General features: G+C 71.2%; 11 protein-coding genes. 9 read left to right on the forward strand and 2 right to left on the reverse strand.

What is annotated here, in order from left to right; translation table 11 throughout:
* From GTY47_RS09800 to GTY47_RS09825, 6 genes are all read left to right on the forward strand, one after another.
* Positions 1-744, forward strand: coding sequence for a DUF3710 domain-containing protein (locus GTY47_RS09800; RefSeq protein ID WP_010035037.1), 744 nt, complete (start codon positions 1-3; stop codon positions 742-744).
* Between the two features lie 158 nt (positions 745-902).
* Positions 903-2,069 (forward strand): alginate lyase family protein, encoded by a 1,167-nt coding sequence (locus GTY47_RS09805; protein WP_010035040.1) that lies wholly within the window; start codon positions 903-905, stop codon positions 2,067-2,069.
* Positions 2,070-2,200: 131 nt separating this feature from the next.
* Positions 2,201-4,759 (forward strand): ATP-binding protein, encoded by a 2,559-nt coding sequence (locus GTY47_RS09810; protein ID WP_010035043.1) that lies wholly within the window; start codon positions 2,201-2,203, stop codon positions 4,757-4,759.
* Entirely contained in the window at positions 4,756-5,439 is a 684-nt protein-coding gene (locus tag GTY47_RS09815) for a response regulator (RefSeq protein ID WP_010035045.1), read from the forward strand. Before GTY47_RS09810 ends, GTY47_RS09815 begins: the two co-directional genes overlap by 4 nt.
* 53 nt (positions 5,440-5,492) lie before the next feature.
* A complete protein-coding gene (locus GTY47_RS09820; protein ID WP_078602751.1) occupies positions 5,493-5,891 on the forward strand; it encodes an OB-fold nucleic acid binding domain-containing protein in 399 nt (132 codons plus the stop codon).
* A gap of 3 nt (positions 5,892-5,894) precedes the next feature.
* On the forward strand, positions 5,895-6,626 hold the full coding sequence (locus GTY47_RS09825; RefSeq protein ID WP_010035050.1) for a DUF3159 domain-containing protein: 732 nt from the start codon (positions 5,895-5,897) through the stop codon (positions 6,624-6,626).
* Between the two features lie 120 nt (positions 6,627-6,746).
* Here GTY47_RS09825 and GTY47_RS09830 read toward each other — a convergent pair whose 3' ends face one another.
* Both GTY47_RS09830 and GTY47_RS09835 read right to left on the reverse strand, forming a co-directional pair.
* On the reverse strand, positions 6,747-7,424 hold the full coding sequence (locus GTY47_RS09830) for a TrkA family potassium uptake protein (protein ID WP_010035052.1): 678 nt from the start codon (positions 7,422-7,424) through the stop codon (positions 6,747-6,749).
* Positions 7,424-8,095, reverse strand: coding sequence for a TrkA family potassium uptake protein (locus tag GTY47_RS09835; RefSeq protein ID WP_010035054.1), 672 nt, complete (start codon positions 8,093-8,095; stop codon positions 7,424-7,426). The genes GTY47_RS09830 and GTY47_RS09835 overlap by 1 nt, the downstream gene beginning before the upstream one ends.
* A gap of 245 nt (positions 8,096-8,340) precedes the next feature.
* Between GTY47_RS09835 and GTY47_RS09840 the strand changes: the two genes are divergently transcribed.
* The 3 genes from GTY47_RS09840 (at position 8,341) to GTY47_RS09850 (ending at position 13,111) form a co-directional block, all read left to right on the forward strand.
* Entirely contained in the window at positions 8,341-9,285 is a 945-nt protein-coding gene (locus tag GTY47_RS09840) for an adenosine kinase (protein WP_010035056.1), read from the forward strand.
* A 335-nt stretch (positions 9,286-9,620) separates the two neighbouring features.
* A complete protein-coding gene (locus GTY47_RS09845) occupies positions 9,621-11,672 on the forward strand; it encodes an APC family permease (protein WP_010035059.1) in 2,052 nt (683 codons plus the stop codon).
* 110 nt (positions 11,673-11,782) lie between these two features.
* A complete protein-coding gene (locus GTY47_RS09850) occupies positions 11,783-13,111 on the forward strand; it encodes a class I SAM-dependent RNA methyltransferase (RefSeq protein WP_040902592.1) in 1,329 nt (442 codons plus the stop codon).
* Positions 13,112-13,118 lie beyond the last annotated feature (7 nt).

The following is a 13,118-nucleotide window of genomic DNA, read 5'->3' on the forward strand; positions in this document are numbered from 1 at the left end:
GTGTTCGGACGTCGCAAGAAGAGGGATGCCGCCGAGGACGCGGCCGGCGAGGCCGAGCAGGTCGTCGACAGCGAGGCGGGCGGCGAGGGTGAGCGCCTGAGGCTCGAGCCGGCGCCGCGGCCCGACGGGCCCTGGGACAGCTCCGAGGTCCGCGACCCGGGCGAGGGCCGGGTCGACCTGGGCGGTCTGTTCGTGCCGGGCGTCGACGGCATGGAGCTGCGGGTCGAGGTCGCGGGTGACGCGATCGTGGCGGCTACGGTCGTGCTGCGGGACAGCGCCATCCAGTTGCAGGGCTTCGCCGCGCCCAAGCGTGAGGGCATCTGGGCCGAGGTGCGCGAGGAGATCGGCTCGGGCATCACCCAGCAGGGCGGCATCGTCGACGAGGTCGAGGGGCCGCTGGGCTGGGAGCTGCGGGCCCAGGTGCCGGTGCAGCTGCCGGACGGCACCGGCGGCTTCCAGGTCGTGCGGTTCGTCGGTGTGGACGGCCCCCGCTGGTTCCTGCGCGGGGTCATCTCGGGCCAGGGCGCGGTGCAGCCGCAGGCCGCCGGGCTGCTCGAGCAGATCTTCCGGGACACCGTCGTCGTCCGCGGTGAGGGCCCGATGGCGCCCCGCGACCCGATCGTCCTGAAGCTGCCCAACGACGCCCAGATGGTTCCCGAGGGCGTCCAGCAGGAGGAGGGCTCCCGTTTCGCCGGCGGAATGGGCCAGCTCCAGCGCGGACCGGAGATCACCGAGGTTCGCTGAGCGTCGCAGAGACACCAGAGCCGCACTCCCCAAGGGGTGCGGCTCTTTCTCGTGCGTGGAGCCTTGACGGGGCATTGGTCTGTACCTATCGTCTCCGTCCCACGCGTCTGTTCATAAAGGCGCTTCACGTTCACATACGAGAACGGAAGGCCCCAAGCATGCGCAGAACCGCACTCCTCGCGGCCGCGGCCGCCCTCGTCGCCGGTGCCCTTGTCCGGCCCGCCGACGCCGCTCCCGGCACCTTCGTCCACCCCGGAGTCACCGTCTCCAAGGGCCAGCTGGACTTCACCCGCTCCAAGGTCGACGCCGGCGCCCAGCCCTGGAAGGGCGCCTTCGACCAGATGATGGCGAGCAAGTATGCCGACCCGAACCGCACGCCCAGGCCCCGGGCGGTCGTCGAGTGCGGTTCGTACTCCAACCCCGACCTCGGCTGCACCGACGAACGCGAGGACGCGATCGCCGCCTACACCCAGGCCCTCGCCTGGTACGTCACCCGCGACGAACGGCACGCCCGCAAGGCGATCGAGCTGATGGACGCCTGGTCCGCGGTGATCAGGGACCACACCAACAGCAACGCGCCCCTCCAGACCGGCTGGGCCGGCTCCTCCTGGCCCAAGGCCGCCGAGATCATCAAGCACACGTACACCGGGAGCTGGGCCGGCTCCGGCCGCTTCGCCACCATGCTCCGCACCGTGTACCTGCCCGAGGTGATCAACGGCTCGCACTCCAACGGCAACTGGGAACTGTCGATGATGGAGGCCGCCGTCGGCATCTCCGTCTTCCTGGAGGACAAGGCGTCGTACGACAAGGCCATGGCGAGGTTCCGCACGCGCACGGCCGCCTACGTCTACCTGACCTCCGACGGCGACCTGCCGAAGACCGTGCCGAGCCAGAACCTCGACACCCGGGAGAAGATCGTCAAGTACTGGCAGGGCCAGTCGACCTTCGTCGACGGTCTCAGCCAGGAGACCTGCCGGGACTTCACCCACACCGGGTACGGCCTCTCGGCCATCTCGCACGTCGCGGAGACCAGCCGGATCCAGGGGCAGGACCTCTACCGCACCGACGTCGGCGAGCGGCTGCGGCACGGGCTCGGCCTCCACGCCAAGTACCAGCTCGGTACCGCCGCTCCCGGCTGGCTGTGCGGCGGCTCGCTGAAGCCGGGGCTCGGGCCGGTACCCGAGGTCGGCCACAACGCCCTGGCCAACCGTCTCGGACACGCCATGACCAACACCGAGACGCTGACCCTGCGCGGCCGTCCCGCCGGCAGCAACAACCTCTTCGTCGCCTGGGAGACCCTCACCCACGGCGACAACCCCGCGTGACCCGCTGAACGGCCGGGCGCGTCAGGGTTCCGTCAAGGACGCTCCCGTCGAGGCGCCCGGCACCGATGTGCCGCTGTTCCCGGCCGTAAGCTCGACGCTGCGCAGGCAGCGGAGCGGAAGACAATGAGGCCATGGCACGCGGCAAGTTTCGGATCTACCTCGGTGCGGCACCGGGCGTCGGCAAGACGTACGCGATGCTGTCCGAGGCGCACCGCCGCATCGAGCGGGGCACCGACTGCGTGGTCGCCTTCGTCGAGCACCACGACCGGCCCCGCACCGAGGTGATGCTGCACGGGCTGGAGCAGGTGCCGCGTCGGGAGCTGGAGCACCGGGGCGGCGCCTTTTCGGAGATGGACCTCGACGCCGTCCTCGCCCGCCGCCCGCAGGTCGCCCTGGTGGACGAACTCGCCCACACGAACGTCCCCGGCTCCCGCAACACCAAGCGCTGGCAGGACGTTGAGGAACTGCTCACGGCCGGGATCGACGTCGTCTCGACCGTCAACATCCAGCACCTGGAGTCCCTCGGTGACGTCGTCGAGTCGATCACCGGTGTGCGGCAGCAGGAGACGCTGCCGGACGAGGTGGTGCGCCGGGCGGATCAGATAGAGCTGGTCGACATGTCGCCGGAGGCGCTGCGGCGGCGGATGGCGCACGGCAACATCTACCAGCCCGACAAGGTCGACGCCGCCCTGTCGAACTACTTCCGCCCCGGCAACCTCACCGCCCTGCGCGAGCTGGCGCTGCTGTGGGTGGCCGACCGGGTCGACGCCTACCTCACCCAGTACCGCAGCGAGCACCGGGTCTCGAGGATCTGGGGCTCGCGCGAGCGGATCGTGGTCGGTCTGACCGGCGGGCCCGAGGGCCGGACGCTCATCCGCCGGGCGGCGCGGCTGGCCGACAAGGGCGCCGGCGGCGAGGTGCTCGCCGTCTACATAGCGCGCAGCGACGGACTGACCTCGGCCTCGCCCAAGGAACTGGCGATGCAGCGGACGCTCGTCGAGGACCTCGGCGGAACGTTCCATCACGTCGTGGGCGACGACATACCGGCCGCGCTGCTCGCCTTCGCCCGCGGTGTGAACGCCACCCAGATCGTGCTGGGCTCCTCGCGCCGCAAGACCTGGCAGTACGTCTTCGGACCCGGTGTCGGCGCGACCGTCGCCCGGGAGTCCGGCCCCGACCTCGACGTGCACATCGTCACCCACGACGAGGTCGCCAAGGGCCGTGGACTGCCGGTGGCCCGGGGCGCGCGTCTCGGGCGCTCCCGCCGGGTGTGGGGCTGGATCGCCGGGGTCGCCGGCCCGCCCCTCCTGGCGGTGCTGCTCAACACCGTCGACCTGGGCCTCGCCAACGACATGCTGCTGTTCCTGGCGCTGACCGTGGCGGCCGCCCTGCTCGGCGGGCTGCTCCCCGCGCTCGCCTCGGCCGCGGTGGGCTCCCTGCTGCTGAACTACTTCTACGCGCCGCCCCTGCACCGGTGGACCATCGCCGACCCGAAGAACATCGTCGCCATCCTGATCTTCGTGGCGGTGGGGGTGGCGGTGGCCTCCGTGGTCGACCTCGCCGCCCGCCGCACCCACCAGGCGGCCCGGCTGCGGGCCGAGTCCGAGATCCTGTCCCTCCTCGCGGGCAACGTGCTGCGCGGCGAGACCGGCCTGGAGGACCTGCTGGAACGGGTCCGGGAGACCTTCGGCATGGAGTCGGCCGCCCTGCTGGAACGGGCGGGCGACGTCGAGCCGTGGACCTGTGCCGGCCGCGTCGGGCAGGGACGTCCCCTCGAGCGGCCCGACCAGGCGGACGTGGACATGCCGGTCGGGGACCACATGGCGCTCGCGCTCACCGGCCGCGTCCTGCCCGCCGAGGACCGCCGCGTGCTGGCCGCCTTCGCCGCCCAGGCCGCCGTCGTCCTGGACCGCCGCCGGCTCCAGGAGGAGGCCGACCGGGCCCGCACGCTCGCCGAGGGCAACCGCATCCGTACGGCGCTGCTCGCCGCCGTCAGCCACGACCTGCGCACCCCGCTCGCCGGGATCAAGGCGGCGGTGACCTCCCTGCGCTCCGCGGACGTCGAGTGGTCCGAGGAGGACCGGGCCGAGCTGCTGGCGGGCATCGAGGAGGGCGCGGACCGCCTCGACCATCTCGTCGGCAACCTGCTCGACATGTCCCGGCTCCAGACCGGCACGGTCACCCCGCTGATCCGCGAGATCGACCTCGACGAGGTGGTGCCGGTGGCGCTCGGCGGCGTACCCGAGGGCAGCGTCGGCCTGGACGTCCCGGAGACGCTGCCCATGGTCGACGTGGACCCCGGGCTGCTGGAGCGGGCCATGGCCAACCTCGTCGAGAACGCCGTCAAGTACAGTCCGTCCGGCACGCCCGTGCTGGTGGCCGCCAGCGCGCTCGCCGACCGGGTCGAGGTGCGGGTGGTCGACCGGGGGCCGGGCGTACCCGACGAGGCCAAGAACCGCATCTTCGAGCCGTTCCAGCGCTACGGCGACGCTCCGCGCGGCGCCGGCGTGGGACTGGGGCTCGCGGTGGCGCGCGGCTTCGCCGAGGCCATGGGCGGCACGCTCGACGCCGAGGACACGCCCGGTGGCGGGCTCACCATGGTCCTCACCCTCCGCGCGGCGGGACCGCGCCCGGAGCTTGTCCCCGCGGCGGAACACGCGGCAGAACCGGAAAGGCAGGCCTCCTCATGACCCGTGTGCTGGTGGTCGACGACGAGCCGCAGATCGTGCGCGCCCTCGTGATCAACCTCAGGGCACGCGCGTACGAGGTCGACGCCGCTCACGACGGCGCCACCGCCCTCCGGCTCGCCGCCGCCCGCCACCCCGACGTGGTCGTCCTCGACCTCGGCCTGCCCGACATGGACGGCGTCGAGGTGATCAGGGGTCTGCGCGGCTGGACCCGGGTGCCGATCCTGGTGCTGTCCGCCCGGCACTCCTCCGACGAGAAGGTCGAGGCGCTGGACGCGGGCGCCGACGACTACGTCACCAAGCCCTTCGGCATGGACGAACTGCTGGCCCGGCTGCGGGCCGCCGTGCGCCGGGCGGAGCCGGCCGGGGGCGGTGAGGACGACATGATCGTGGAGACCGGCGAGTTCAGCGTCGACCTGGCCGCGAAGAAGGTCGACCGCGGAGGCAAGGACGTACGGCTGACTCCCACGGAGTGGCACCTGCTGGAGGTCCTGGTCCGCAACAGCGGCCGACTGGTCGGGCAGAAGCGGCTGCTCCAGGAGGTGTGGGGGCCGTCGTACGGGACGGAGACCAACTACCTGCGCGTGTACATGGCGCAGCTGCGGCGGAAGCTGGAGGCGGACCCCTCCCATCCGAAGCACTTCATCACGGAGCCGGGGATGGGCTACCGGTTCGAGAAGTGAGGCACCCGCCCCGGGACTACGTGGCTTCCAGCAGGCCCCGGTACGCTCTAGACATGAGTGCTGTTCCTCGTTCGCAGAAGCCTGCGGGCCGGTTCCGGCGCATGCTCGACCGGCTCTCCTCGTCACAGGAGGACCTGGAGTCCGAGGAGCTGCGCGAGGACACCGAGACCACGGGCTGTATCCGGATCGGCGACTGCCAGGACCGGCAGATAGTGACGGTAACTGGTACCTTGCGCACGGTCACCCTGCGACCGCGCGCCGGAGTCCCGGCCCTGGAGGCCGAGCTGTTCGACGGCTCCGCCGCGCTGGACGTGGTGTGGCTCGGCAGGCGCTCCATCGTGGGCATAGAGCCGGGGCGCAAGCTGATCGCATCGGGCCGGATCTCGATGAGCCGGGGCCGCCGGGTGCTGTTCAATCCCAAGTACGAACTGAGACCCCTCGGACGGGAGTAGCCGGTGACGTCGCTCGACAAGCCGACCGAAGAGACATCTGCGGACGACGCCCGGGCGGTGACCGAGGCCGCCCTGTTCGAAGCCTTCGGCGGCGTGCGGGGCATGGTCGAGACGGTGGTGCCCGGCCTGCTGTTCGTCACCATCTACACGATCAACAAGGACCTCCACCTGTCGGCGATCGCGGCGCTGGCCGTGTCGCTGGTGCTGGTCGCGGTCCGGCTGGTGATGAAGGACACCGTCAAGCACGCCTTCAGCGGTGTCTTCGGCGTGGCGTTCGGTGTCGTCTTCGCGATGATGACCGGCAACGCCAAGGACTTCTACCTGCCCGGCATGCTCTACACGCTGGGTCTGGGACTCGCCTACATCGTCACCACCCTGTGCGGTGTCCCGCTGATCGGACTGATCCTCGGCCCGGTCTTCAAGGAGAACCTCTCCTGGCGCACGCGGAACCCCGGCCGCAAGAAGGCGTACGCCAAGGCCAGTTACGCGTGGGGCGCGATCCTGCTCGCCAAGTGCGCGATCCTCTTCCCGCTGTACTGGTGGGCCGACACCACACAGCTGGGCTGGGTCCTGGTCGCCCTGAAGATCCCGCCGTTCCTGCTCGCCGTGTGGCTGACGTGGGTCTTCCTGGCGAAGGCGCCCGCGCCGATCGATGTGTTCGCGGAGATGGAGGCGGAGGAGAAGGCCGCGCAGGAGAGGGAACGGGAAGCTGCCGCTCGGTCCGCCGAGCAGTGAACCTCCCGATCTGCAGGGCTCCAGAGCGGTTCCTGAGCTGTAGAAGCTGTTCCAGAGCCGAAAGAAGGGGCGTCCCGGAAATCCGGGACGCCCCTTCCGCTTGCTTCGCGCAGGCCCCGCTCAGCTCGCCGCGCTGTCCCGGCGTACCGACAGCAGGTCCTCCAGCTGCTCCTCACGGGCCTGTGCGGCCACGAAGAGGAGTTCGTCGCCCGCCTCCAGGGAGTCCTCCCGGGAGGGCGTCAGGACGCGGGTGCCGCGGATGATCGTGACCAGCGACGTGTCCTCCGGCCACTCGACGTCCCCGACCTGCGTGCCGGCCAGGGCCGACTCCTCCGGCAGGGTCAGCTCGACCAGGTTGGCGTCGCCATGGCTGAAGCGGAGCAGGCGGACCAGGTCGCCCACGCTCACCGCCTCCTCGACCAGGGCCGACATCAGACGCGGCGTCGAGACGGCGACGTCCACGCCCCAGGACTCGTTGAACAGCCACTCGTTCTTCGGGTTGTTCACCCGGGCGACCACCCGCGGGACGCCGTACTCCGTCTTGGCGAGGAGCGAGACGACCAGGTTCACCTTGTCGTCGCCGGTCGCGGCGATGACGACGTTGCAGCGCTGGAGCGCCGCCTCGTCCAGGGAGGTGATCTCGCAGGCGTCGGCCAGCAGCCACTCGGCCTGCGGGACGCGTTCGACCGAGATGGCGGTCGGCGCCTTGTCGATCAGCAGGACCTCGTGGCCGTTCTCCAGCAGTTCGCCCGCGATCGAGCGGCCGACCGCGCCGGCTCCGGCAATGGCGACCCTCATCAGTGACCGCCCTCCTCTTCGGGACCCTTGGCGAACGCCGCCTCGACCGTGTCGACCTCGTCGGTGCGCATCATCACGTGCACCAGGTCGCCCTCCTGCAGCACCGTCTGCGAGGTGGGCAGGATCGCCTCACCGAGCCGGGTCAGGAACGCCACGCGCACGCCGGTCTCCTCCTGGATCCGGCTGATCTTGTGGCCGACCCAGGCGGGGGAGGTGTGCACCTCGGCGAGCTGGACGCCGCCGGTGGGGTCGCGCCACAGCGGCTCGGCGCCCGAGGGGAGCAGGCGCCGCAGCATCTGGTCGGCCGTCCAGCGGACGGTCGCGACGGTGGGGATGCCCAGGCGCTGGTAGACCTCGGCGCGGCGGGGGTCGTAGATGCGGGCGGCGACGTTCTCGATGCCGAACATCTCACGGGCCACACGCGCGGCGATGATGTTGGAGTTGTCACCGCTGGAGACGGCGGCGAAGGCGCCGGCCTCCTCGATGCCCGCCTCGCGCAGGGTGTCCTGGTCGAAGCCGACCCCGGTGACCCGGCGGCCGCCGAAGGAGGACCCCAGGCGGCGGAAGGCGGTGGGGTCCTGGTCGACCACGGCGACCGTGTGGCCCTGTTGCTCCAGGTTCTGGGCCAGGGCGGAGCCCACCCTTCCGCAACCCATGATCACAATATGCATCGCGTCACACCGTACTTCCTACGGGCCCTCTGACCATCAACAATGTCCTGCTCATGTCTCTCTTTCGGCTCGCCAGGCGCCAGTCGCGGCCGGAGTGCGGGCCGCCGGGCAACATCATGCCGGTGGAATCACGCCATGATGCCTTCCGGGGCCGGTGCCGCGTTCGACTGCCCGACTCCAACGTATCGGCAAAGTCGAGGGGGTTGCCGAGGGCCCCGCGGCCCTCGGCGGGGGAGGAATCCGACATGAGCAGCGAGATCGACGTCCTCGTCCTGGGCGGCGCGGGCGTGGACACGATCGTGCACGTGCCCGAGCTGCCCGTGCCGTTCGCCGACAGCCACATGATCCGGCCCGGGATCGTGACGCGCGCGGGCCAGAGCGGGGACTTCGTCGCGCTGGCCGCGAGCGCGCTGGGGCTGCGCACGCACCACGTCGACATGCTGGGCGACGATCCCGAGGGCGACCTGGTCCGCGCCCTGCACAAGGACCGCGGCATCGCGCTCACCGCCGTCCCCCAGCCGCTCGGCACCAAGCGCGCGGTCAACCTCGTCGGACCCGACGGCCGGCGGATGTCCCTGTACGACGCCACGCGCTCCGCCGACACGGACCGGCTGCCCGAGGCGACGGTGCGTGCACTGGCCGCCCGCAGCCGGCACGCCCATGTCGTCATCACCCAGCCGTGCGCGCACGCGCTGCCCGTTCTGCGCGAGGCGGGCATCACGATCTCGACCGACCTGCACGACTGGGACGGGGCCGACCCCTACCACGAGCCCTTCGCCCACCAGGCCGACCTGGTCTTCCTCTCCAGCACGGCCCTGGCCGACCCGGAGCGGATCATGCGGCGGATCACCGAGCGGGGCCGGGCCCGGACCGTCGTCGCCACCGCCGGCGCGGACGGGGCGTACCTGCTGACCGACGGCGAGCTGACGCACGTACCCGCCGCCACGCCGCCGGCACCGGTGGTCGACTCCAACGGCGCGGGCGACGCCTTCGCCGCCGCGTTCCTCCACGCCTGGCTGCACGGCGCCCCGCCCCGCCACTGCGCCCTGCACGGCGCAGTGGCCGGGGCGTACGCCTGCACGGTCCCGTCGACCCGGGCCGACAGCATCGGGCGGGAGGAACTGCGCGCCGGGGTGGCGGAGCTGGAGCGGGCGCGCGTCAGCAGCGGGCAGAGCGACGCAATCCGATGACGGGCTCCTCCGGTGCGGCCACGGCCCTGTCTCTAGCGGGTCCCCGGCGACACGTCCTTGCGGCGGCTGATGCTGCGGACGCTCGCCAGCGTGAGGATTCCGAGGGCTACGAGGGCGGCCGCGGCGCCGATCAGTTCTGCGGTGGGGTGCATGGGACCTCCAGGGGCGGCAACGGCCGGGAGACGGACAGGGCTTAGTCATATAGGCATGGGATCCGGGTGACCTGCCGAATCCTCAGCCGCAGCAGCATCTGAATTCACTCGGAGAGCAGACGGAACGCCGATGAGGGGTGGCGGGTGGGCGAGCCCGCAATCGAACGCTTACGATCCACTGTTGTGTCCAAACTGACCGACGTGCCCAAACGGATCCTGATCGGGCGCGCACTGCGCAGTGACCGGCTGGGGGAAACACTCCTGCCGAAGCGCATCGCACTACCCGTCTTCGCCTCCGACCCGCTGTCCTCCGTCGCGTACGCGCCGGGGGAGGTGCTGCTGGTCCTGTCGATCGCGGGTGTGACGGCGTACCACTTCAGTCCGTGGATCGCGGTCGCGGTCGTCGTGCTGATGTTCACCGTGGTGGCGTCGTACCGGCAGAACGTGCACGCCTATCCCAGCGGCGGCGGCGACTACGAGGTGGCGAACACCAACCTCGGCCCCCGGGCCGGGCTGACGGTCGCGAGCGCGCTCCTCGTCGACTACGTCCTCACCGTCGCGGTGTCGATCTCCTCCGGTATCGAGAACCTGGGCTCCGCGATCCCGTTCGTGGTCGAACACAAGGTGCTCTGCGCGCTCGCCGTGATCGTGCTGCTGACGCTGATGAACCTGCGCGGGGTGAAGGAGTCGGGCTCGCTGTTCGCCATCCCGACCTACGTCTTCGTCGCCGGCGTCTTCACCATGATCGCCTGGGGCGCCTTCCGCGGTCTGGTCCTGGACGACACCATGCGCGCACCGACGGCGGACTACGTCATCAAACCCGAGCACCAGGGCCTGGCGGGCTTCGCCCTGGTCTTCCTGCTGCTGCGCGCCTTCTCCTCCGGCTGCGCCGCCCTCACCGGCGTCGAGGCGATCTCCAACGGCGTCCCGGCCTTCCGCAAGCCCAAGTCCAAGAACGCCGCGACCACGCTCGCGATGATGGGCCTGCTCGCCGTCACCATGTTCTGCGGCATCATCGCGCTGGCCGCCGAGACCAAGGTCCGCATGGCCGAGAACCCGGCCCGCGACCTCTTCCACAACGGCGTCCCGCTCGGCGCGGACTACGTGCAGAACCCGGTGATCTCCCAGGTCGCCGAGGCCGTCTTCGGCAAGGGCAGCTTCCTGTTCGTCGTCCTGGCCGCGGCCACCGCGCTGGTGCTGTTCCTCGCCGCCAACACCGCCTACAACGGCTTCCCGCTGCTCGGCTCGATCCTCGCCCAGGACCGCTACCTGCCGCGCCAGCTGCACACCCGCGGCGACCGCCTCGCCTTCTCCAACGGCATCGTGCTCCTCGCGGGCGCCGCCGGACTCCTGGTGGGGATCTACGGAGCCGACTCCACGCGCCTGATCCAGCTGTACATCGTCGGCGTGTTCGTGTCCTTCACGCTCAGCCAGACCGGCATGGTCCGGCACTGGAACCGCCTCCTGGCCACCGAGCAGGACCAGGCCAAGCGCCGCCACATGATCCGCTCGCGCGCCATCAACGCCTTCGGCGCCTTCTTCACCGGCCTCGTGCTGGTGGTCGTCCTCGTCACCAAGTTCACGCACGGCGCCTGGGTCGCCCTGCTCGGCATGGTGATCTTCTACGCGACGATGACGGCCATCCGTAAGCACTACGACCGGGTCGCCGAGGAGATCGCCGCCCCCGAGGGCCCGAGCGACGACAGCGTACGGCCGTCCCGCATCCACTCGGTCGTCCTGATCTCCAAGATCCACCGTCCGACGCTGCGCGCCCTGGCCTACGCCAAGCTGATGCGCTCGGACAGCCTGGAGGCCCTGAGCGTCAACGTCGACCCGGCGGAGACCAAGGCGCTGCGCGAGGAGTGGGAGCGGCGCGGCATCGACGTCCCGCTGAAGGTCCTGGACTCGCCCTACCGCGAGATCACGCGGCCGGTCATCGAGTACGTCAAGGGACTGCGCAAGGAGTCGCCGCGGGACGCGGTGTCCGTGATCATCCCCGAGTACGTCGTCGGCCACTGGTACGAGCATCTGCTGCACAACCAGAGCGCCCTGCGGCTGAAGGGCCGGCTGCTGTTCACGCCGGGGATCATGGTGACCTCGGTGCCGTACCAGCTCCAGTCCTCCGAGGCGGCCAAGCGGCGGGCCCGCAGGCAGCAGGAGTGGAACGCGCCGGGTTCGGTGCGGCGGGGTCCCGCACAGGTGCGGTCGAAGGAGTCCACCGAGCACAAGTCGTGAGACGACGGCTCGTGTGAAGCGGCCGGGCGGCACCCACGTAGACTGGTGGGCTGTTGTCCGGCCGTTTCCCTTCGGCCGTTTCCCCCTTACGTTTTTGGAGTCACCCCACCATGCAGGCAGAACCGAGGAAGTCGCTGGTGGGAGAGGAGTACGAGGTCGAGATCGGCCCCGTCGCCCACGGCGGCCACTGCATCGCCCGTACCTCGGAGGGCCAGGTGTTGTTCGTCCGGCACGCGCTGCCCGGTGAGCGGGTCGTGGCCAGGGTGACGGAGGGCGAGGAGGGCGCCCGGTTCCTGCGCGCGGACGCGGTGCAGGTGCTGGACGCCTCCAAGGACCGGATCGACGTGCCCTGCCCGTTCGCCGGCCCCGGCCGCTGCGGCGGCTGCGACTGGCAGCACGCCAAGCCGGGCGCGCAGCGGCGCCTGAAGGCCGACGTCATCGCCGAGCAGCTCCAGCACCTCGCCGGGCTCACCCCGGAGGAGGCCGGCTGGGACGGCACGGTGATGCCCGCCGAGGGCGACAAGGTGCCCGCCGGCCAGGTCCCGTCCTGGCGCACCCGCGTCCAGTACGCGGTCACGGCCGACGGCCGCGCGGGCCTGCGCCGGCACCGCTCCCACGAGGTGGAGCCGATCGACCACTGCATGATCGCCGCGGAGGGGGTCAGCGAGCTGGGCATCGAGAAGCGGGTCTGGACCGGCATGGACTCCGTCGAGGCGATCGCGGCGACGGGCTCGCAGGACCGCCAGGTGATCCTCACGCCGAAGCCGGGCGCGCGCCTCCCGCTGGTCGAACTCGACCGCCCGGTGTCGGTGCTGCGCGTGGACGAGCGCTCCGGCGGCGTCCACCGCGTCCACGGCCGCCCCTTCGTCCGCGAGCGCGCGGACGGCCGGACCCACCGCGTGGGCAACGGCGGCTTCTGGCAGGTCCACCCGCGGGCGGCCGACACCCTGGTGACGGCCGTCATGCAGGGCCTCCTGCCCCGCAAGGGCGACATGGCCCTCGACCTCTACTGCGGCGTCGGCCTCTTCGCGGGCGCCCTCGCCGACCGGGTCGGCGAGCAGGGCGCGGTCCTCGGCATCGAGTCCGGCAAGCGGGCGGTGGAGGACGCGCGGCACAACCTCGCCGAGTTCGACCGCGTCCGCATCGAGCAGGGCAAGGTCGAGAGCGTGCTGCCGCGGACGGGGATCACGGAGGTCGACCTCATCGTCCTGGACCCGCCGCGGGCCGGGGCGGGGCGGAAGACGGTGGAACATCTGGCTTCGCTCGGGGCTCGGCGGATCGCGTATGTGGCGTGTGACCCGGCGGCGTTGGCGCGGGACTTGGGGTACTTCCGGGACGGCGGGTATCGGGTGCGGACGCTGCGGGCGTTCGATCTGTTTCCGATGACGCATCATGTGGAGTGCGTGGCGATTCTGGAGCCTGCGACGAAGGGTTCCTGACCCGCGG

The sequence above is a fragment of the Streptomyces sp. SID5464 genome, assembly GCF_009862985.1.
Classification (GTDB): domain Bacteria; phylum Actinomycetota; class Actinomycetes; order Streptomycetales; family Streptomycetaceae; genus Streptomyces; species Streptomyces chartreusis_D.

Excerpts from the sequence above, each read along its gene's own strand:
- GTY47_RS09815 (WP_010035045.1), top strand. The coding sequence starts at position 4,756 with ATGACCCGTGTGCTGGTGGTCGACGACGAGCCGCAGATCGTGCGCGCC.
- GTY47_RS09810 (WP_010035043.1), top strand. The coding sequence starts at position 2,201 with ATGGCACGCGGCAAGTTTCGGATCTACCTCGGTGCGGCACCGGGCGTC.
- GTY47_RS09850 (WP_040902592.1), top strand. The coding sequence starts at position 11,783 with ATGCAGGCAGAACCGAGGAAGTCGCTGGTGGGAGAGGAGTACGAGGTC.
- GTY47_RS09840 (WP_010035056.1), top strand. The coding sequence starts at position 8,341 with ATGAGCAGCGAGATCGACGTCCTCGTCCTGGGCGGCGCGGGCGTGGAC.
- GTY47_RS09805 (WP_010035040.1), top strand. The coding sequence starts at position 903 with ATGCGCAGAACCGCACTCCTCGCGGCCGCGGCCGCCCTCGTCGCCGGT.
- GTY47_RS09820 (WP_078602751.1), top strand. The coding sequence starts at position 5,493 with ATGAGTGCTGTTCCTCGTTCGCAGAAGCCTGCGGGCCGGTTCCGGCGC.
- GTY47_RS09835 (WP_010035054.1), bottom strand. The coding sequence starts at position 8,095 with ATGCATATTGTGATCATGGGTTGCGGAAGGGTGGGCTCCGCCCTGGCC.
- GTY47_RS09830 (WP_010035052.1), bottom strand. The coding sequence starts at position 7,424 with ATGAGGGTCGCCATTGCCGGAGCCGGCGCGGTCGGCCGCTCGATCGCG.